Here is a 21217-nt window from a genome sequence, read left to right as displayed (position 1 = left end):
AATTCCCGAAAAGCGCTTCGAGCGAGCTAAGCCCCTCTTTCTTCTCTTCGGTCGCTTTTTCACCCATTTGAGCACTTCCGCCTACTTCCTTAAGCTCGATAGTGTATCCCGTCAACATCGACGCAAGGCGGATATTGATTCCGCTTTTTCCGATCGCTTTGGATTTTTGATCGCTTGGGAGGGTGACGATCGCTTTTTTCTCTTCCCCTTCATTTTCAGAGAGGACAACGGCACTGATAATCGCAGGAGCCATAGCCCGTGAGATAAAGAGTTCCGGTGATGAACTGTACTCGACACAGTCGATATTTTCGCCGCACAGCTCTTCACTTACCGCATTGATACGGACACCGCGTACCCCGACGGTTGCACCGATCGGATCGATTTGAGGACGGTTGGTATAAAGAGCGATTTTGGCGCGCTCACCCGGAATGCGGGCACATTTTTCGATAATGACGATACCGTCTTTGATCTCCGGAACCTCTAATGCCAAAAGCTCTTCGAGGAATTTCGGTGCGGTACGGGAGAGCTCCATGGAAATTCCGTTAGCTTTATCGACATGGACACGGCGTACAATCGCGCTGACGACATCGCCCACTTTGAATTTTTCACCTTTGATACGGCTTTTCATCGGCAAAATCGCACGGATTTCATCGATTTCGATGGTGGTGTTGTGTTCGCTGTCCACACGGGTAACACGACCGGAAACGATCGAGTTGATTTTGCTTTTGTATTTGTCGTAGAGTTCGTTTTCTACGAGGCGTTGGATATGAAATTCGATCTCTCTGTGAAGGGTTGCAAACGCACTGCGTCCATAGCTCTCGATATCGTGTTCCATTTGAAGCTGATCGCCGATTTCCGCTTCTTCATCGATTTCCGATGCGGCGGTGAGGCTCATGTAGGCACCCGCTTCTTCTCCCTCTAATTCGGGAGCGTCATCGGCAACAACGGTGATAATTTGGCGCAGTTTCACCGCTTTGGTGCGCTCGTCAATATCTGCCTCAAAAGCAAAAGTCGGGTTGATAATTCGTTTAGCGGTTTGGATAAATGAGGTTTTGATCGCCTCTTGGACACGATCGGGACTGAGCCCTTTTTCATTGGCTATCGATGTAATAATGTCTAAAATATTTTCCACAGGACTATCCTCTTGATAATGGGTGACTCATAAAAAATTAGGGTTGGTTGGGAAAGCTTTTTTATGAAGGATAGGTATTATACACCAAATTCTCTTAATGGGATATTTATCCTTTCACAGCTATAATCCCCCTAATATCAAGAACTCTATATAAAGGGAAAATCATGGAACTCAAACTCGCACGCAGCGAACACGACGCCAAACCAAAAAAAATCGATCTCAAAAAAATCACTGAAATGGTAGAAAAAAGTAACTCTTCTATTCTCTATTTCGATCGCGAAAACTCACACAAGGATCTTTTGGCTTTGCAAGATCATTTTGAAGCCGAAGGGAAAAGTTTTTATATGCGTGAAGTCAAATACGGACTCTCCGCAAACGAGTACATGTACGAAGTCCATATCTTATAATAGACTTCTTGCATAACCTCTAAGATGTATTTTTTATACCGTTCGCCCTGAGCCTGTCGAAGGGTGTTTTGTTCATGGTTCGACAAGCTCACCACGAACGGAAAGCTGGGTTATGCAAGAAGTCTAATTTTGAACGCGAAAGGGATAAAATCCCTTTTGCTACGTTAATACTGTGTTCTCTTTGGCAGAGAGCTCACGCACGCTTGCGTGCTTTTAAGTCACTGTGATGAAAGTAGTTGAATGAGTAAAAAACTTTTTATCGAAACGCTCGGATGCGCTATGAACGTGCGCGATTCCGAGCACATGATCGCAGAACTGAATGCGCATGAGGGGTATGTTCTCACTGACGACGCCGCATCCGCCGATCTGATCCTCATCAATACCTGTTCGGTTCGCGAAAAACCGGTACACAAACTTTTTTCCGAACTCGGCATTTTTAACAAACTCAAAAAATCGGACGCAAAAATCGGCGTGTGCGGCTGTACGGCTTCCCATTTGGGACAAGAGATCATTAGGCGTGCTCCGTATGTTAATTTTGTTCTCGGCGCTCGCAATGTCTCCAAAATTACCGATGTATTGCATAAAGATCGCGCGGTCGAAGTGGACATCGATTACGATGAATCCCAATTTGCATTCAAAGATTTTCGCAGCAGTCCGTATAAAGCGTTTATCAATATCTCTATCGGGTGTGATAAACAATGTACCTTTTGTATCGTCCCGAAAACCCGTGGAGAAGAGGTGTCGATTCCGCCTGAATTGATTGTTGCCGAAGTGAAAAAAGCGGTTGATTCGGGAGCTAAAGAGGTTTTCTTACTCGGTCAAAATGTGAATAACTATGGACGCCGTTTAGCCAATGAGAAGGTTAATTTTACCGAATTGCTCCGCCGTGTGAGTGCTGTGGAGGGGCTGGAGAGAATCCGCTTCACTTCTCCCCATCCGCTTCATATGGACGATGAATTTATCGAAGAGTTTGCCCGCAACCCGAAAATCTGTAAATCGATGCATATGCCACTCCAAAGCGGTTCGACAAATATCCTCAAAGCGATGAAGCGGGGATACAGCAAAGAGTGGTTTTTGAACCGTGCCCAAAAATTGCGCGATTTGGTGCCCGATGTGAGTATCAGTACCGATATTATCGTCGCATTTCCCGGAGAGAGCGATGCAGATTTCGAAGATACGATGGATGTGTTGAATCAGGTTCGTTTTGAGCAGCTTTTTAGCTTCAAATACTCTCCCCGCCCGCTTACGGAAGCGGAAAAAATGGAAGAGGTCGATTCGGAAGTCGGTTCGGATCGTTTGGAGAGATTGCAAGCCAGACATGATGCGATACTGGATGAGATGAAAGCGATCAATCTGGGCAAAGTGGTCGAGGTCTATTTCGAAGAGTTGCGCAGTGACGGATATGTGGCGGGTCGTAGCGATAATAATCTCGCTATCAAAGTCAAAGGGAGCGAAGAGTGGCTCGGGAAAATCGCTAAGGTAAAAATTACCGAGGTTTCACGTAACGTCCAATACGGTGAAATCATTGCGTAAAACGATCCTCCGTAAACTCGCTTTATGGCTCATTCCTCCGATCGGAGCACTTTTGATCCGATTGATCTATCTTACCAATCGTAAACGGTTCCACCTCCCCTCGCTCATACCGAATGAACCGGTCATTTTTGCTTTTTGGCACGGCGATTTGTTGATGCAGCCTTATCTGTACTATCAGTTCCGCCAGACGCCCAAAGCCAATGTATTGATTTCAGATCATTTTGACGGTCAGATTATCGCCCGCATCATGCGCTATTTCAAACTTGGCACCATCCATGGCTCAACGACACGCGGCGGCGCAAAAGTGTTGATCCAAGGGCTTAAATCGCTATCAGAAGGGTACGATATCGGGATCACTCCCGATGGACCAAAAGGGCCTCGCCATGAGATGAGTGACGGAGCTGTTGTCATGGCACAAAAACGCAATGCTAAAGTGATTGTCTACAGTTGTGTCCCCTCAAAATTTTGGCAGCTCCCCAGTTGGGATCGTTTCACGGTTCCAAAACCTTTTGGTACACTTGATTTTTATGCATCGGAACCGATTGATGTGTCAGAACTTGAGATGGATGAAGCCAAAGCACTCATCAAACAAAAGTTGATGGAACATGCTCTGTAAGAGGGTATGATGCAAGAACTTCACCGTAGGAAAGAAGAGTTTTTAAAATATCTTGATGGAATACGGGGGTATTCCCCTCTCACGATTCGCAGTTACAATGATGCGATCGATGAGATGATAGCGGATGCAGAAATCGATGATAGCCAAAAAGGTACACTCTCGATCAACCTTATGCCCTATCGCCTCAAAATTGCCCATTTAAAATCAAAAACCGTAGCGGCAAAGCTGAGTGCAATACGCAGTTTTGTCAAATATCTTAGAGACAACGGAACGGATACGGAACTTCGAGGAGATGAAAGTGTAAAAGTTCCCAAAACGCTCCCAAAACCGATCACGCATGAGCAAATTGCCCATGCGTTGCAATTCGCTGATCCGATGGAAGCATTGGTTATATCGCTGTTATACACGATGGGACTTCGGATATCCGAGTTAAGCCATCTTCGTTTTAGCGATATCGAGAATAACTGGTCGCGTGTCGAAGGGAAAGGCTCAAAGCAGCGTGATATTCCGCTTCTTGAGGGGGTTGCACAGATGATTGAGAGCTATCGCCGCGATCACCCTACGCAGGTGTATGTTTTTGAGAAAAAAGGTGAAAAATTAAGCGAAAATAGTCTAAGATATACCATAAATAAGGCATTCGCAAAGGTTGGACTCAAAGTGACGCCGCATCAGTTACGTCATACGTATGCAACGGAGCTGTTAAACAACGGCGCAAGAATTGCCGATGTTAGCGAATTGTTGGGTCATGCCAGCATGGCAACTACCCAAATTTATACCAAATTGGGAAACGCTCTGAAAATGGAGCATTATCATCAAGCGCATCCCCTATGCCAAACTCATGAGGACTCTAAGTGATAGAGCGGTTTTTCCGAAAAATTTTCATCGCTATTGTTCAAGACGGCGGGATGTATCATGTCAAAGTCAATGCGTATAAGCAAAAGAAGAGTTTGTACACTCAAAGCAAAGTATTTGAAGGAGAGACGTCTGAGCGCGATATGCGTTTGTATCTCAACAAATATTTCGAAGAGTCTCCGCTGCACTACGTGGCATTACTAAACCCTAAGCCGCAACAAGGTGCTGTGAGCGGATGTGCCGATCATAAGATTGATGAGGTAGAAGAGTTAAACGGTACTAAGACTCTATGCCGAAATAACAAATGGTTGTTATACGCCTCGTTACGTGAGCTGGATGCCCTTCAGTCAGAATACAAAAAAATCGGGCTCGATTTTATTTTTTCCCCGTTTTCGGTTTTGGAACATTTTTTTGCCGATAAAATTCAAGGCGGCTTTGCAATGTATGCGCTGGCGCAGAAAGATTCATTTAGTGTCGCTATTTTTGAAAACGGACGACTTGACTATGCACATCATTACCCTTTACATGCAAGAGATGTTTCAAAGACAGAAGAAGACGAGAGTAGTGTCGGTGATTTCTCCGTTGGAATTAGTGAGATAGCTGAGAGTGAGAAAAACATCAGTCTCGATGATATAGAATCGCTCGACGATTTGGACATTTTGGATGAACTTGATGATTTGAGCGACATCGAAGATTTGGATGCGATAGAGGAGATTGCGGAGTTTAGCGAAGATGAACCGACGATTGAAGAGATGCGTCAGAGTGCTTTTCATCCAGAAGAGGCTAAAAATCAGATGGATCGTTTCAACAACGACTATCACCGTTTTGAACTCATTCAGCGGACGTTGACCCATTTTTATGGGACGGAACAATGTCAAAATCGATTTGTCGAGACGGTATATATTGCCGATGCATACGGTAGCGGCAGTGATTTAAAACGCTATCTTGAAGAGGAGCTGTTTTTAAATGTCCTTATCCGCAATATTGATTTGAGCGATGAAGTCATAGCATTAGCGATGATTGAAGAGGGGTGGCGATGAAGCATAGTTTTATAGCCCCGCGACGCAAACGGCTGATCAGCGGCGAATTGCGCCTCGTATTGTTCTTTTTCATGGTAACCATTGCAATGGTGGTTGGGACCTATTTCTTTTTGGAATACAAGACGTATGATTTTATCCATGAGCGTCAAGAGATTGCCCGCAAAAATGTAGAATTACAACACTCCATCGAGCAGATGGATGAAGAGATCAAAGTGATTGAATCGGAAGCGAAAATTGTTGAGCAGACTTCGACGGATAATGCGGTCATGAAAGAGAGTATTCGAAACCTTTTTGATCTGGTTCCGGAAGATATTACCCTAACTCGTGCCGAATTGGAAGAAAAATCGTTGATCTTGTATGGGATAACACCCAATAAAGATACATATGAGTATATGTTGCACGCACCGTTGCGTTCCATTTTTAATCGAACATATACCAGTTTTTATCCGATCGAAAACGGATGGTATCGGTTTGTCTCTTCTAATTATCTTGATGAAGAGACGGTCAAAGAGGTGGAAGAATGAAGCGTCAGACACTGTTTGTAGTGATTTTATCTCTTGTTCTTTTGATCGGCGTTACCGCATTTTCATTTTTCTTTTTAATTCCGAAAGGGAAAGAGTACCGCTCTCTTCGTTTGGAAAGCAAGAGAGAGTTTCAAGAGTTTGAGTTGACGCAAAATCGATTCGATAATACAAAAAATCGATTGGATGATTTAAAAAAAGAGCATAAACATACGATCGGTGCGTTTGATAAAACGTTTGATCCGAGACGTTTTGAACGGCTTTATAAAAAAGAGTTTACCGATTTGTATTTGACCGAAGTAACGGCAGAAGAGAGTAACGGAACGTTTAAAGTGTATGAAGTGAATGCAACGTCCAAGATTACTTCTCCGAAGAGTTTTTATGAATTTTTGGAAAACATCAACAAAAGCGAGTGGGTAATCGGAGTTAATTTCCCGATCCATTTTGAGCGAGACGGTGATCAAATTCGCTCCAGTTTTACGATGAAAGTGCATAATAAACCTTCGGATGCCGAACCGACTGAAAAAAAAGAGAAGCATAAAGAAAAATAGGTTACTTTAAACTTTTTGCACGTTCGTGCGCTGCACGGATAGCTTCCATACACCCTTCGCGCACCTTTCCTTTTTCGAGAGCGCCGTATCCTGCCGCCGTTGTTCCTCCGGGGCTCATGACATTATCTTTGAGAAGTGCGGGATGGATCGATTGAATCAGGGTACTGAAACCCTCGAAAAGACCTCGCATCAAAACCATTGCATCATCACGTTTTAATCCTTCTCGAACCGCTCCGTCACACAGTGCTTCAGCGATGAGCGCCAAATATGCTGGTCCGCTTCCGGCAAGAGCGGTGGCGATATCGAGCTCTTTTTCGCTCCCGAGCCAAAGCGTTTTTCCGATCGTTTCGAAGAGTGCGACGGCATCGGATGCGATAGATTCATCTCCCACCAACGATGTCATCGAAGCGCCTGATTCTGCCGCAAGATTAGGCATTGCACGGCAGTAGGTATCGGAAGAGACGGCGCGAAGGGATTCAAGGGGTATCCCCGCAAGTACGGAGTAGAGTTGTGATGCTCTCCCTTTGAGATACGGGGCAATTTCGCTTAAGTTGGCGGGTTTGACACAGAGAACTACCGTTTTAGCATTGATATTCGCATCCGCATAAAGTGTTTTTTGAATAGGCTTTCCCAGAGAATTTTCGAAGGATTCGAGGGAATGTAAGCTTCTGCCGACAACTTCAATGGCGTGGGTTTTAGATAACCCTTTGGCAAGGGCGAATGCCATTTTACCGTTGCCGATAAAAGTGATCGCCTTACCCATTGGCTTCACCTTTGAGATAATTGCTGATCGGATCGGCAATGCCGAAATCCATACGATTGTCGACGATGATTTGTGCCATCATTTGGTTATCGGTGTTAAAAACAAGAGGTGCTACGAAATTAATGGTTGATTTTTCGATTGGACTTTGCAAAATCATAATATTATAAATAAGCAAATTGCTCTCTGGAGTGATTTCCATAAGTGCTTGGAGAGATGCAGGGATATCAAAAGAATATTCACGAAGGGCAAAAGGGTTGATCAGGGTAAAAGAGGGACCCTCTCCGACACTTTCAAGACGCATAAAAATATCATCGATTTTTTGAAGTTCCATCTTGGAAACGGTTTCGAATCCGAGCAAGGGGAGTTTTAAATCAAACTGCATAACTACCTTCTTCTGTCATTAATAGTCTGATTTTAACACATCAACCTAAAAAGTTTCAAGTTTATGCAGGGGTGTTTAATCTCTTTACGGTAAAATAGCCGATAATTTCAAAAAAAACGTAGGTTTATCAATGATAAAAACATGGTTGATCGCTGCAACGGCACTCATTCTGCTAAGCGGATGCAGCAAAGATATCGAAGAGTTTAACAAACCCGCAGAGTATTGGTACGAAAAAATGGTTACCGCCGTTTCAAACGGTAATCTGGAAAAAGCGGACAGCTATTTTAGTTCTCTTCAAAGCGAACATATCAGTTCTCCGTTTTTATCTGAAGCGACGATGATTATGGCACAAGCGCATATGGCGCATGAAGAGTATCTTCTTGCGGATCATTTTTTAGACGAATATATCCGTCGGTATGCAAATCCCGCAGGAAGAGAATATGCGGAGTTTTTGAAAATCAAAGCCAAATTTTTGGCTCTTCCGAATCCGGGACGCGATCAAGGGTTGATTGACGATACGCTTCGTAGTATCGATACCTTTAAGGGGAGTTATCCGTATTCGACCTATATGCCGTTGGTTCACTCTATGGAAACCCAGCTTCAATTAGCGCGCGGCGTATTGAACGAGCATATCGCACAGCTTTACGATAGACTCGGGAAGCCCAAAGGATCTGCATTTTATCGTGATATCGCGCCGGTAACATGGATCGATCAAAAAGAGATTGTTCAGGCGGAGATACCGTGGTATCGAAAAATGTTTGAGGGGGACGGTACGAGCAGCTGGTACGATTTTATGATTCCGAAAACACGTAATGTCATCTCTATGGACGATAATGCAACCAAATAAGAATTAAGGAATTTTTCTCGATGCAACTTAGTAATTACAGCTCTTTCCCAACCACTTTGCCGGTGATTGCGGAGGACGAGCTTTTTTTATACCCTTTTATGATTTCACCTCTTTTTCTCAATGATGAAAAAAATATTGCTGCCGCTGCCGAGGCGATCGACAATAATTCCCTTGTTATTGTGTGTCCCGTAAAACCTGAACACGAAGGGGAACGGGAAGGTGATTCAATATACGATGCAGGTGTTATCGGCTCGATTATGCGTAAAGTGGTTCTTCCTGATGGCCGTATTAAAGTGCTATTCCAAGGACTTGCACGCGGGCACGTGATCGAAATGGTCCACGACAATCCATTACGTGCTCATGTCGATCTTATCCAATCTACCAGTGTCAATGAACTAAAGATGGATGCGATTTTGGAAGTGCTTCGCGAAAAGGTACGTGCCCTCTCCGGTGTGAGCAACTATTTCCCTCCCGATTTGCTCCGCACGATTGAAGAGAATCATGAATATAACCGCATCGTCGATTTGATTTGTAGCTCTATCAAGATCAAAAAAGAGAACGCCTATAAACTCTTTATCGAACGTGATCCGGAACAGCGCTTTTTGATGTTGATCGATGAATTGATCGAAGAGACCGAAGCGAATAAACTCCAAAAAGAGATCCGCTCGAAAGTGCATACTCGGATTGAAAAAGTTAACAAAGAGTATTTCCTCAAAGAACAGCTCAAACAGATCCAAAAAGAGCTGGGGACCGATACCCATCGTGACGAAGAGATCGAAGAATTTCGTAAAAAACTCGAAGCGAAAAAAGATAAAATGGACGCTGATGCCTACAAAGAGGTGAATAAACAGTTAGAGCGCTTCGCCCGTATGCATCCTGACAGTGCCGATGCGGGATTGTTGCAAACCTATTTGGAATGGGTGCTGGAGATTCCTTTTGGCGAAGAGGCGAAAAAAGCGCTTAACATTCATGATGTCGAAAATCAGCTCAATAAAGATCACTTTTCACTCAAAAAACCCAAAGAGCGCATTTTGGAGTATTTTTCGGTGAAAGAGCTCCTTGAATTGCGCGGTATCAGTGACAAAGAGGGGCGTGGGGCAATCCTTTGTTTCTCAGGCCCTCCGGGTGTCGGTAAGACATCGTTGGCAAACTCGATTGCCGAAGCGTTAAAACGGCCGTTGGTTCGTATCGCATTGGGCGGATTGGAAGATGTGAACGAACTGCGTGGACACCGCCGAACCTATATCGGTGCAATGCCTGGGCGCATTGTCCAAGGGGTGATCGAAGCCAAAAAGATGAATCCGGTTATTGTTCTCGATGAGATCGATAAAGTAGCCAAATCTCATCGCGGTGATCCGACAGCGGTATTACTCGAAATCCTCGATCCGGAACAAAATACCCATTTTAGAGATTATTATCTGAACTTTAATCTCGATCTCTCCAAAGCGATTTTTATCGCAACCGCAAACGATGTGGGGCAAATCCCTGGACCGTTGCGCGATCGTATGGAGTTTATCGCGGTGAGTTCGTATACTCCACAAGAGAAATTTCAAATCGCGAAACAGTATTTGATCCCGCAAGAGCTCAAAAAACACGGGCTTAAACCGAGCGAACTCTCTATCTCTAAAACGGCATTGGCCGAAGTGATCGAAAAACACACTCGTGAAGCGGGAGTTCGTAACCTTCGTCGCCGTGTCGCGGACATCGTCCGTAAAGCAGCCAAAAAGATTCTCGAAGAGCCGAGTACGCTCAAAGTGAATGTCAGTCTTAAAAACCTCAAAGAGTTCTTGGAAAAAACGATTTTCGAGATCGACCGAACCGATCATATCGACCGCGTCGGGGTGGTGAATGGTCTGGCGTGGACGGCGGTCGGAGGAGATGTCCTCAAAATCGAAGCGATCCGAATCAATGGAAAAGGGAACCTTCAGCTCACCGGCAGTCTTGGGGATGTGATGAAAGAATCTGCCCGTATCGCTCTCTCAGTAGTAAAAACGTTGATTGATGAGGGGAAAATCGCGGTAGATCATTCGATCATTCCTCTCAGCCCTGCAGAGCGTGAAAGCGATGTTCCTGTAGAGGCAAGTGAAGTGTATAAACGTTTCGATCTACATATTCACGTGCCTGATGGCGCTACTCCAAAAGACGGGCCGAGTGCGGGGATCGCCATGTCAACCGTTATCGCATCGATATTGACCAACAAAAAAGTGCGTGCCGATATTGCTATGACGGGTGAAGTCTCTCTGACCGGCAATGTCCTTCCGATCGGAGGATTGAAAGAGAAACTCATTGCCGCACACCGTGCAGGGATGAAACTGGCACTGATTCCGCAGAAAAACTATGAACGTGATTTGAACGATATTCCCGATGAGGTGAAAGCCTCTTTGGAAATTATCGGTGTCAGCCGCATCGAAGAGGTACTTAGTCGCCTTTTAATCGACGCATAACACGCATCGCTTCGGGAGCGCCATAGAGGTATCCCCGAAGTTTCGATGAGATTTTTAGCTTTCTACACTCCTCCCGAAACCCTTTATCCATCACTGCATTACTCTCATACGGAGCGATAAACGTATGATTGTTGTCGATAGAGACAACAAATTTGCGTGCAATGATGTGTTCGTATCCCTTTTTAAGAGCATTTTTATCGTGCTGGGTCAGCAGGAGCCCTTGGGCTTTGAAAAATTGATCAATACCGAAGATCAATGATCTCACAGAGAGAGGGTTTTTGCAATAAGAGAACTCCTGTAGTGTTTCAAACTGGATGGGTTCGATCAACGCCTCGTTGTCCTCTTCGAGATAGCGAAAACTACGGCGGATTGCATCGCGGTACTCACGCATGATCGGAGTGCTATAGTGGTGGCGGAAAAAGTTGCGGGTATAGCGCTCATCGGCGTTGCTTTCATCGATGTGGTGAGGGATATTTCTCTCTTGTAGATACTCTTCGATAGAGTCTCTATCCCATTCCAAAAGCGGACGGAGAATCTCTATTTCATTGCGTCTGTCGAGAGAACGGATACCGAGCATTTCGGGTAGTCCCGAGCCGCGGCACATCTGCATCATGAGCCACTCAAGCCGGTCGTTGAGCTGATGGGCGGTGAGGAGATAAGAATAGCCGTGTTTTTTCATCAGATAACCGAAAAAACGGTAACGCTCTTCACGTGCACGGTGTTCGAAATTGATCCCTCCCAATCGGCAGGAGTGGGTGTAACACTTCAATTTGTGGCAGAGGGCGAGGGCTTCCGCGCTTTGTTCTTCCGCATCGCTTGTGGGACGGGTATGGTAGTTGACGTGGGCAATATCAAAGGCGATACGGTGTTCGAGCAGCAGATGAAAGAGGGCGGTAGAATCAACTCCGCCTGAAAAAGCGAGGAGAACGCGCCCCTGTTTTAAAAGATCAAGATGGAGAAGCTCACGCATGGGCTTTCACGGTTGCGAGGAGATTTTTCCCAGCAACCTCCGTGATACGGGCACGATACATTACACCGTATTGGAGATCTTCATCCATTTCATGATCATTGATGTAGATTTCACCGTCGACGTCGGGTGCCCAGCCCAGAGCGCGCGCACTTAGGAGAAACTCATGCTCTTCGCTCTCACCGTCGATTACGAGCAGAACCTCAGTTCCTACGAGTTTGGCGAGGCTTGTTTCTTCGATTGTAGACGCGATTTTACCCAGTTTTTTGGCACGGGAATTGATGATTTTTGTAGGAATTTTATCGCTCATCTCGTGCGCGGTTGTCCCCTCTTCATCGGAATAAGAGAAGACGTTGAGGCGATCAAAGCCAAACGACGCGGCAAATTCTGCCATTTCCTCAAACATTTCATCCGATTCTTTCGGATGTCCGACGATAAAGCTGGTGCGGATAAACGCATTTGGCAACGCTTTCATAGCGTTGAGCAGTTCGAGGGTTTTGGCTTTTCCGAATCCCCGTTTCATAATACGGAGCATATCGTCGTTGATGTGCTGAATCGGCATGTCGAAATAGTTGTGAAATACTCGCGAATCGCCGATGGTTTTGATCAGTTTCAACGTCGTGGTTGAGGGGTAGAGGTAAAGGATACGGGCACTCTTCACTCCGTCGATCAGTTCGATCCGTTTGATGAGGTGGATCAGTCCATCGCTGATGTTTTGATCTCGGAGGTACGAGCTGGAGTCTTGGGAGACGAAGCTGAAATCATAGTACCCTTTTGCTACCAGAGTTTCGACCTCACGGGCGATACTCTCCAAATCACGTGAATGGAGTTTCCCTTTGAACGAAGGGATAGCGCAAAAACTGCATTGTTGATTGCACCCTTCGGAGAGTTTAATGTAGGCGTGATACGTAGAACCCGTCACGACCCGCTGCTCACCGTCGATGAGATATACTTCAGGGGTAAAGCGGCTTTGTTTCGCCGCAAGGAGTTCATCGATTTTGTCGTAGTCGCCCACACCGGTGAAAATATCGACCTCTTTGAGCTCTTTGGATAACTCCTCTTTGTAACGCTCCGAGAGGCATCCCGCCATGACGAGAACGGAGTCTTTTTTGCGTCCTGCATCGAGATTAAGGACGGTGTTGAGCGACTCTTGTTTTGCCGCATCGATAAATCCGCAGGTATTGACAATGATCACGTCCGCTTCATCACTCGCATCGGTCATTTCAAAATCTTTGAGCCGGCCGAGCATTACTTCGGTATCGACGAGATTTTTGGTACAGCCTAAGGAGACAATATGAAGTTTTTTGGACATTTTTAGCCTTGAAAATAGTAATAGTGATATTATAGCCAATCATTTTTTGGCTACACTTTCATCATGAAATATCTAATAATCTTTTTATCTTTGACCCCGATGATCTCGATGAGTGTTTTTTTCATCTACGGATTGGGGATCGAATGGTTTGACGCATCGGTTGAATGGTTGGAAAATGCATTTGCATTTACTCTTCCGGTGGTGAGCAATAAGCTCTACTATCTCTCAAAAATCGCAGGGTTAAGTGCGTTGTGGATCCTTCTGCTTGCGTTCTGGGTTCAGCCTCTTCATACCTATGTCCGATTTGATCTTCGAGAATTTAAAAAACTTCTCGGAGGCTTCGCGGTTGTGTACGCGGCGTTGCATTTGGTATTGTTTGTTGCCGCACATCAATTTGCCGTTGCTCACATCGGAACGTTATTTGTTAATCATCTCTTTTTGAGTGTCGGTTTGGGGGCATTGATGGTGTTCTCTATCGCTCCGCAGGTCAAATCGTGGTATAAATTTCTCTACATCGGGGTGGTATTGGTTATTATCCACCTTTTGCTTGGATACCCGATGTTGGGGAATACGCATGTGATTGCCATTTCATTGCTGAGTCTTGGGTTGGCACTTCGGTTAATCAAGCGTTAGAATGAAACATTACGATGCCATTATTCTCGGAGGAGGGGCTGGGGGATTGATGTGTGCGGCGCAGCTGCGTCAAAATAGTTCCCTCTCCATCGCGATTATTGAGGGGAACAACCGTCCCGCACTCAAACTCAAAGCCTCCGGTGGCGGGAAATGCAATCTCACCAATGTCGAGGTGGATGAGAGCCATTATTTAGGTGATTCTTCCCTTATAAAACACGTCTTATCGGCATTTCCTCAAAAGGCGCTTTTGGAGTATTTTCGCGAGGGGGGATTACGTCCGGTAATCCGCAAAGAGCGGTACTATTTTTGCCCGAAAAGTTCCGATGAGGTGATCTCTATTTTGATGGGAAAAGCTCACGGGGTTGATTTGCTTTTGGGGCATAAAATCCTCCGTGTCGAAGGTCAAAATCCGTTTGTCGTAACGACTGAGCGGGGGAAATTCAGCGCGGATAAAATCGTCGTTGCGACGGGGGGCGCGAGCTACAAAGAACTCGGCGCAAGCGACATCGGCTTGAAAATCGCTCAGAGCTACGGGATCAAGACGGTACCGTTTTCTCCTGCTCTCGTAGGGTTGACACTGCAACCGCGCGAGTTTTGGATGAAAGAGCTTAGCGGTATCAGCTGCAGAGCGCGTATCCATGTGGCGGGGAAAACACTCAATGAGGATCTGCTTTTCGCCCACAAAGGGATAAGCGGTTTGGTTGTCCTCTCGGCGTCGCTGTATTGGTTCAAAGGGGAGATCGTGGTCGATTTTCTCCCCGATTTTGATTTAGATACTATCAAAAAAGAGAAAAAAGCCATCTCTACGGCACTTCCTCTGCCGAAACGGCTGTTGAAAGCATTTTTGGATGCAGTGGGACTGGAAGACAAAGCGTGTAATCGCCTATCCTTGCCGGAGTGGGAAAAACTATCAACCATTCAACGCTACGCGATGGCACCATCTGGGACATTTGGTTTGAGCAAAGCCGAAGCGTGTCGCGGCGGAGTTTCGTGTGAGGAGATTGATCCAAAAACAATGGAAAGCATCAAAATCAAAGGGCTCTATTTTATCGGCGAGACGGTCGATGTGACGGGGGAACTGGGCGGATACAATTTTCAGTGGGCGTTTAGCTCCGCGGTGGTTGCGGCTAAGGCGATAGGCTCATAATGGTTTAAACGAAAAACAGTACAATATGATCAATAAGTGAGGTTCGTCATTCCCGCGTAGGCGGGAATCCAGCTTTGAATTCTGGGGATGGATCCCCGGCAAGATGCGAGGATGACGGGAATCTTGACAAAGGAATAACATGATTTTACTTGCCGGACCGTGTGTCATCGAGAGCGAAGAGTCGATTTTCAAAATCGCTAAAAGCTTAGAACGCTACCAAAATGACCCGCGCTTTGATTTTTATTTCAAATCGAGTTTTGACAAAGCCAACCGTACATCGCTCGATAGCTATCGCGGACCGGGGATCGAAGAGGGGCTTCGGATCTTGCAAAAAGTCAAAGACGATTTCGGCTACAAGATCGTTACCGATGTCCATGAGAGCTACCAAGTTCCGATTGCGGCGGAAGTGGTCGATATGATCCAAATTCCGGCATTTTTATGCCGTCAAACCGATTTGCTCGTCGCGGCTGCGAAGACCGACAAGATCGTCAATATCAAAAAAGGGCAGTTTATGACCCCTGCCGATATGCGCTTTTCGGTGGCTAAAGTACTCAAAACACGCGGATGCGATGAGGTGAACTACGCGGCGTCCCAAAAACACGGCGTTTTGCTCTGCGAGCGAGGATCGTCGTTTGGGTATGGGAATCTCGTCGTCGATATGCGCTCACTCGTCATTATGCGTGAGTACGCTCCGGTCATTTTTGATGCGACTCACTCGGTACAGATGCCGGGGACAGGCACGGGTAAAACAGGGGGAGACAGTTCGATGGTTCCTCATCTTGCCCGTGCTGCCGCTGCGGTTGGAGTGGACGGATTTTTCTTCGAAACCCATTTTGATCCGATTTGCGCTTTGAGTGACGGACCGAATATGCTAAAATTAGAACAATTAGAAGAACTTAGCGAAAAATTATTGCAGTTTAGTGCAATAAAATAAGTAAGTTTACCGTTCGTGGTGAGCTTGTCGAACCATGAACTGACCCTTCGACAGGCTCAGGGTGAACGGAATATCTAAAAACTAAAAGGAAATTGAAAATGAAACTTATCGAAGGACAACTTCGTGTTCGCACGGACAAAAGAGTAGCGATCGTCAGTACCCGCTGGAACCATTTTATCGTTGATCGTCTTGTTGAAGGGGCAAAAGACGCTTATGCAAGACACGGTGGAGATGACGCTGATTTGACACACGTGTTGGCACCGGGTGCATTTGAGCTTCCGATGGTTATTGAGCAATTGCTCAGCAGTGGCAAATACGATGCGGTGTGTGCATTGGGTGCGGTCATCCGCGGTTCAACCCCGCACTTTGACTACGTCTCTGCCGAAGCGACAAAAGGGATTGCTAGCGTGAGCTTGAAACACAAAAAACCGGTATCGTTCGGACTATTGACTACCGATACGATTGAGCAGGCAATCGAGCGCGCCGGAACCAAAGCGGGGAACAAAGGGTTCGAAGCGATGACCGTTGTGATCGAGATGTTGGATCTTTATGAGGCGATCAACTAATGGCAACACGTCATCAAGCCCGTATGGCGGTAGTGAGTTTATTGTACGCGTATGATTTGGGGAACCAAAGTATTGCCGATTTCAGTGATGAGATTCTCGAAGAGAAAAAAATTCGTAACAAACAGCGTGATTTTGCCCTTGATTTGTTCCAAGGGGTGACAGAGCAGCTCGAAAAGATCGATGAAGCGATTGTCAAACATCTCAAAGATTGGGATTTTGATCGTCTTGGGTCGATCGAACGTGCAACACTTCGTTTGGGGGCGTATGAGATCATGTTCGGAGAACTCGATTCTGCCGTGATTATCAACGAAGCGATCGAAGTGGCCAAAGCATTCGGATCTGAGCAATCACCGAAGTTTATTAACGGTGTCCTTGACGCTATCTCGAAAGACAAGTAATCTATTATGCGCCTTACTAAAGAACAAGCATTGGAGCTGATCCGCCATGCCGATCTCAAAGAGTTGGGGAAAATGGCGACGGCTCGTAAAAAAGAGCTCCATCCTGATGGGATCACGACGTTTGTGGTCGATCGAAACATCAACTATACCAACGTCTGTTGGGTAGACTGCAAGTTTTGTGCGTTTTATCGCCACGGTAAAGACGAAGACGCCTATGTTCTCACCTTTGAAGAGATCGATCAAAAAATCGAAGAACTGCTCGAAATCGGCGGAACCCAGATCCTCTTCCAAGGGGGAGTCCACCCGAAACTCAAAATCGAGTGGTACGAAGATCTGGTAGAACATATCCACACCAAATATCCGACGATCACGATTCACGGATTTTCGTCGATTGAGCTTGATTTTATCGCAAAAGTCTCCCATATCTCGATCCAAGAATGTCTTGCTCGTCTAAAAGCCAAAGGATTGGCCTCCATCCCAGGTGCGGGGGCTGAGATTTTGAGTGACCGTGTTCGCGATATTATCGCTCCGAAAAAAATGGATTCTTTAGAGTGGGTAGATGTCCATCGACAAGCGCACAAGCTGGGGATTATGTCAACGGCGACGATGATGTACGGGACGGTCGAGACGGATGAAGAGATTATCGAACACTGGAATCTTATCCGTGATCTTCAGGATGAAACACACGGATTTCGAGCTTTTATCATGTGGTCGTTTCAGGGGCAAAATACCCAGTTGATGGAAGAGCATCCCGAAATCGAAAAACAATCCTCTAACCGCTATCTTCGTCTTCTCGCGGTAGCCCGTCTTTTCTTGGATAATTTCCCGAATATCCAAAGCTCATGGGTGACCCAAGGGCCGTATATCGGTCAAATGGCACTCCTTTTTGGAGCAAATGATCTGGGATCGACGATGATGGAAGAGAATGTCGTTCGCAGTGCGGGGGCAGGGTTTCGAATGGCAAAAGAGGAGATGATCCGTCTAATCCGTGATGTCGGCGAAACTCCGGCGATACGCAATACTGCATACGAAATTCTAGAAGTATTTCGATGATACGCCCAAGGAGCAAAGCCCCTTTGGGCTACGTTAACACTGAGTTCTACCCCGAGGGCACTATGTCTTCGGCAGAGAGCCCACGCGCAGTAAACCGCGCTTTTAGAAAACTCTTCTTAATTTTGTTATTTATAGGGCAAGCACTTATGGCAAGCACATTGGATTTTATTGAGGTTCACGGGGTAAAAGTCCCTTTTATATTCGAAGAAGACAAACGACTTCCAATCGTTTCAATGCAGGTTGTTTTTACCCACAGTGGCAGTATCGACGAGGGAAAACACTACGGCTTGGCACGCCTTAGTGCCAAAATGTTGAACGAAGGTTCTCTGAAACGGGGCTCTGTCGGTTTTGCTGATGCTCTTGATGCGAGAGCAATCCAGTTGAGTGCCACGGCAGGAAATGAGACGTTTGTGATTGAACTTGGATCGTTGAAAGAGGAGTTTGATGCAGGTCTCTCATTGCTCACTGAGCAGTTGCGTGAACCGAACTTTACTGCCCAATCACTGGACAAGGTCAAAACGATGGCACTCAGTGACATTGCCCGCAAAGAGGCCGATTTTGATACGGTCGCTTCGGATGAACTCAAAGCGGTACTGTTCGAGGGGACACCGATGGCAGTCCCTAATATCGGCACCAAAGAGAGTATAAAAGCGATTAAACTCGGGGATGTTGAAGCGTTTAAAAAAGATCATCTCGTCCTCTCCAATGCCCTTATCGTGATGGGAGGCGATATATCTTTGGCGGATGCCAAAGCCAAAGCACACGATCTTCTTAGCATATTGGAAAAAGGAAAAGCAGGAAAAGAACGCCATTACGAACCGCGCAAAACTCCAAAAGAGTCGATCTTAAAACGCCCTCAGAGTGAACAAGCGTATCTCTATTTCGGTGCCCCGTTTGCAATGAAAGAGGGTGATAGCGAATTTTATAAAGCGCGTGTTGCAATGTTTATTTTAGGGAGCAGTGGATTTGGAAGCCGTCTTATGGAAGAGATCCGTGTAAAACGAGGCTTAGCATACTCAGCATATTCACGACTCAGTGTTGCCAAAACTAACACCTATTTCAGCGGCTATCTCCAAACCAAACTCGAATCTGAAGCCGAGGCAAAAAAAACGGTAGTTGACGTGATCGATACCTTTGTCCGTGATGGGGTAACACAAAGCGAACTCGATCAAGCCCGCAAATTTTTGCTTGGATCTGAGCCGTTACGTGTTGAAACGCTCTCTCAGCGATTAGGTCGAACGTTTAGTGAATATTATCAGGGGAAACCACTGGGGTATTCGCTTCAAGAATTGGAGCTTATCCGCACTCTCACTTTGGATGAGCTCAACGATTTTATCAAACGTCACGCCGAAATCAAAAACCTCAGTTATGCTATCGTTACCAAGTGAGGACGGTGAGAAGTTTCACCGTTTAGGGGTAGGTAGCGTTACCGCGCTTTCTCTCATCGCCCCTGTCTCGTTTGAAGATCGCCGTCTCAGTCATGAACTCTTTCATAACGCTTCATGCGTCATCGATGCGACGGTCGAACACGTCGTTCGCACCCCTAAAACCCTCAAAATTACCTTTTTTGCCCATAATCTTGATACGATGATCGAGGGGGTGATTTTTCACCCAAAACCCTATATGATCCATCAGTTTCCACGCGGAGAGCGGGCATTTTTTAGCGGAAAGGCGCAGTGGGACGTGGGAAAATGGACGATCGTTCATCCGATGAAGATCACAGCAGTGGGGACAATCTTCCCCATCTATAAAACCCCGCTTCGTGCCGATGTGATGCGCCGCTTAGTGGAAAAAAATATTACCGTTGAAAACTTAGTGGCGGATGGACTTCCTGAGCGGATTGCGCGAGAGCTTTACGGGCTCCATTTTCCGGCCATACCGCAACCGCTCAGTGAATCGCAACTTCATGCCCTTAAATTCGGTGAACTTTTTGAGTATATGCGCCGTCTCAGACTTAAACGCCGTTATCATAAAACCTCCTACAGAGCTTCGGGAGATGTTAAAAAATGGATAAAAACCCTCCCGTTTGTACTGACGGCTGATCAACAAAACGCGATTGCTGAGATCGAGAGTGACTTAAGAGGGCAATATGCTTCACGGCGGATGATCGTCGGAGATGTCGGATCGGGTAAAACGATGGTGATTTTGGCCTCGGTTGTTTTGATGCATCCCTATCGCTCCATATTGATGGCACCGACGACGATCCTTGCCGCACAACTCTACGAAGAGGCTCAAAAGTTCCTACCCCATCTGCGTATCGCCCTTATCACCAATGCGACGAAAAAATCACCATTGCAAGAGTACGATTTTATTATCGGAACCCATGCACTCCTCCACCGACCTCTCCCAGAAGCGGGGCTGGTAATGGTAGATGAACAACACCGTTTCGGAACCGCTCAACGTCATGCCCTCACCAAGTTGACCGATAACGATACGTCGCCGCACTATCTCCAGTTCTCCGCCACCCCGATTCCCCGTACGCAGGCGATGATCGATTCGGCGCATATCGATGTAAGCTTGATTGTCCAAACCCCTTTTATGAAAAACATCGATACTCGCATCATCGGCAAAAGCGATTTTCCGAAACTGTTAGAGCATATTCGATCCGAGATTGCGCAAGATCATCAGGTATTGATTGTCTATCCCCTCGTTGAACAAAGCGAGAGTATTAATTACCAAAGTATCGATGAGGCGAGGGGATATTGGGAAAAGAACTTTGAAAATGTCTACGTAACCCACGGTAAAGACAAAGAGAAAGAGGCGGTATTGATGGGATTTCGGGAGAGCGGGAATATCCTCCTTGCTACGACGGTGGTCGAAGTGGGGATCTCTCTTCCGCGACTCTCTACGGTTGTGATCGTCGGAGCGGAGCGGTTGGGTCTCTCGACACTTCATCAGCTGCGCGGTCGGGTGAGCCGCACCGGACTGCAGGGGTATTGCTATCTCTACACCAACAAAAGTGGCAAGAATGAGCGTTTGGAGTCATTTAGTGCTTGCTCAAGCGGATTTGAGATTGCGGCATTGGATCTAAAATTCCGCTCCAGCGGCGATTTATTAGAGGGGAGCATCCAAAGCGGGAAAAAATTTCGGTGGGCAGATATCGGTGAAGATGAGGAAAT

22 protein-coding genes are annotated in these 21217 nt (G+C 46.2%); 17 read left to right on the top strand and 5 right to left on the bottom strand.

The genetic code is table 11. The features are described from left to right. Nucleotides 1–1132 (bottom strand): transcription termination factor NusA (gene nusA / locus JHC35_RS03215; protein WP_295041941.1); only part of this gene is annotated, 1132 nt, incomplete at its 3' end. Between the two features lie 164 nt (nt 1133–1296). Here nusA and JHC35_RS03210 point away from each other — a divergent pair. The 7 genes from JHC35_RS03210 (at nt 1297) to JHC35_RS03180 (ending at nt 6652) form a co-directional block, all read left to right on the top strand. Further along, the gene (locus JHC35_RS03210; protein WP_295041940.1) at nt 1297–1539 is read left to right on the top strand and encodes an HP0268 family nuclease; all 243 of its coding nucleotides are present in this window, start codon (nt 1297–1299) and stop codon (nt 1537–1539) included. Between the two features lie 240 nt (nt 1540–1779). After that, on the top strand, nt 1780–3072 hold the full coding sequence (miaB, locus tag JHC35_RS03205; protein ID WP_295041939.1) for a tRNA (N6-isopentenyl adenosine(37)-C2)-methylthiotransferase MiaB: 1293 nt from the start codon (nt 1780–1782) through the stop codon (nt 3070–3072). Continuing rightward, nucleotides 3065–3688 carry a lysophospholipid acyltransferase family protein gene (locus JHC35_RS03200; protein WP_295041938.1) on the top strand — a complete coding sequence of 208 codons (624 nt, stop codon included), beginning with the start codon at nt 3065–3067 and terminating at the stop codon, nt 3686–3688. Before miaB ends, JHC35_RS03200 begins: the two co-directional genes overlap by 8 nt. Before the next feature lie 6 nt (nt 3689–3694). Further along, on the top strand, nt 3695–4543 hold the full coding sequence (locus JHC35_RS03195) for a tyrosine-type recombinase/integrase (protein WP_295041937.1): 849 nt from the start codon (nt 3695–3697) through the stop codon (nt 4541–4543). Further along, nucleotides 4540–5580, top strand: a complete 1041-nt coding sequence (locus JHC35_RS03190; protein ID WP_295041936.1) for a hypothetical protein — start codon at nt 4540–4542, stop codon at nt 5578–5580. Before JHC35_RS03195 ends, JHC35_RS03190 begins: the two co-directional genes overlap by 4 nt. Continuing rightward, nucleotides 5577–6104, top strand: coding sequence for a hypothetical protein (locus JHC35_RS03185; protein WP_295041935.1), 528 nt, complete (start codon nt 5577–5579; stop codon nt 6102–6104). Before JHC35_RS03190 ends, JHC35_RS03185 begins: the two co-directional genes overlap by 4 nt. Next, nucleotides 6101–6652, top strand: coding sequence for a hypothetical protein (locus JHC35_RS03180; RefSeq protein ID WP_295041934.1), 552 nt, complete (start codon nt 6101–6103; stop codon nt 6650–6652). The genes JHC35_RS03185 and JHC35_RS03180 overlap by 4 nt, the downstream gene beginning before the upstream one ends. 1 nt (nt 6653) lies before the next feature. On the opposite strand, the gene JHC35_RS03175 is transcribed toward JHC35_RS03180, so the two are convergent. Then, a complete protein-coding gene (locus tag JHC35_RS03175; RefSeq protein WP_295041933.1) occupies nt 6654–7415 on the bottom strand; it encodes a pyrroline-5-carboxylate reductase in 762 nt (253 codons plus the stop codon). Continuing rightward, nucleotides 7408–7797 carry a flagellar assembly protein FliW gene (gene fliW, locus JHC35_RS03170; RefSeq protein ID WP_295041932.1) on the bottom strand — a complete coding sequence of 130 codons (390 nt, stop codon included), beginning with the start codon at nt 7795–7797 and terminating at the stop codon, nt 7408–7410. The genes JHC35_RS03175 and fliW overlap by 8 nt, the downstream gene beginning before the upstream one ends. Before the next feature lie 130 nt (nt 7798–7927). Between fliW and bamD the strand changes: the two genes are divergently transcribed. Together bamD and lon are read left to right on the top strand one after the other, a co-directional pair. Then, on the top strand, nt 7928–8644 hold the full coding sequence (bamD, locus tag JHC35_RS03165; protein WP_295041931.1) for an outer membrane protein assembly factor BamD: 717 nt from the start codon (nt 7928–7930) through the stop codon (nt 8642–8644). 20 nt (nt 8645–8664) lie between these two features. Beyond that, the gene (gene lon, locus JHC35_RS03160; RefSeq protein WP_295041930.1) at nt 8665–11088 is read left to right on the top strand and encodes an endopeptidase La; all 2424 of its coding nucleotides are present in this window, start codon (nt 8665–8667) and stop codon (nt 11086–11088) included. Here the strand turns inward: lon and tilS are convergent. Both tilS and rimO read right to left on the bottom strand, forming a co-directional pair. Next, nucleotides 11063–12058, bottom strand: coding sequence for a tRNA lysidine(34) synthetase TilS (tilS, locus tag JHC35_RS03155; protein WP_295041929.1), 996 nt, complete (start codon nt 12056–12058; stop codon nt 11063–11065). The two genes, lon and tilS, sit on opposite strands and share 26 nt — an antisense overlap. Continuing rightward, nucleotides 12051–13367 (bottom strand): 30S ribosomal protein S12 methylthiotransferase RimO, encoded by a 1317-nt coding sequence (rimO, locus tag JHC35_RS03150; protein ID WP_295041928.1) that lies wholly within the window; start codon nt 13365–13367, stop codon nt 12051–12053. The genes tilS and rimO overlap by 8 nt, the downstream gene beginning before the upstream one ends. A 63-nt stretch (nt 13368–13430) precedes the next feature. Here rimO and JHC35_RS03145 point away from each other — a divergent pair, with 63 nt between their 5' ends. The 8 genes from JHC35_RS03145 to recG all read left to right on the top strand — a co-directional run. Then, on the top strand, nt 13431–14000 hold the full coding sequence (locus JHC35_RS03145; protein WP_295041927.1) for a hypothetical protein: 570 nt from the start codon (nt 13431–13433) through the stop codon (nt 13998–14000). Between the two features lies 1 nt (nt 14001). Next, nucleotides 14002–15147 (top strand): aminoacetone oxidase family FAD-binding enzyme, encoded by a 1146-nt coding sequence (locus JHC35_RS03140; RefSeq protein WP_295041926.1) that lies wholly within the window; start codon nt 14002–14004, stop codon nt 15145–15147. Between the two features lie 139 nt (nt 15148–15286). Next, nucleotides 15287–16081: a 3-deoxy-8-phosphooctulonate synthase gene (kdsA, locus tag JHC35_RS03135; RefSeq protein WP_295041925.1), complete on the top strand. Its 795-nt coding sequence runs from the start codon at nt 15287–15289 to the stop codon at nt 16079–16081. 98 nt (nt 16082–16179) lie between these two features. Next, nucleotides 16180–16647 carry a 6,7-dimethyl-8-ribityllumazine synthase gene (gene ribE, locus JHC35_RS03130; protein WP_295041924.1) on the top strand — a complete coding sequence of 156 codons (468 nt, stop codon included), beginning with the start codon at nt 16180–16182 and terminating at the stop codon, nt 16645–16647. Continuing rightward, nucleotides 16647–17045, top strand: coding sequence for a transcription antitermination factor NusB (gene nusB, locus JHC35_RS03125; protein WP_295041923.1), 399 nt, complete (start codon nt 16647–16649; stop codon nt 17043–17045). The genes ribE and nusB overlap by 1 nt, the downstream gene beginning before the upstream one ends. A gap of 6 nt (nt 17046–17051) precedes the next feature. Continuing rightward, entirely contained in the window at nt 17052–18098 is a 1047-nt protein-coding gene (locus tag JHC35_RS03120; protein ID WP_295041922.1) for a dehypoxanthine futalosine cyclase, read from the top strand. 146 nt (nt 18099–18244) lie between these two features. Further along, the gene (locus tag JHC35_RS03115; protein WP_295041921.1) at nt 18245–19486 is read left to right on the top strand and encodes a pitrilysin family protein; all 1242 of its coding nucleotides are present in this window, start codon (nt 18245–18247) and stop codon (nt 19484–19486) included. Then, nucleotides 19467–21217: ATP-dependent DNA helicase RecG (gene recG / locus JHC35_RS03110; RefSeq protein WP_295041920.1), on the top strand; the 1751-nt coding region annotated here is incomplete at its 3' end. The genes JHC35_RS03115 and recG, both read left to right, overlap by 20 nt.

Origin of the sequence: Sulfuricurvum sp. (assembly GCF_022759005.1) — a bacterium.
Classification (GTDB): domain Bacteria; phylum Campylobacterota; class Campylobacteria; order Campylobacterales; family Sulfurimonadaceae; genus Sulfuricurvum.
The sequence above is the reverse complement of the archived record's forward strand: the minus strand, read 5'-3'. Positions and strand labels throughout refer to the sequence as shown.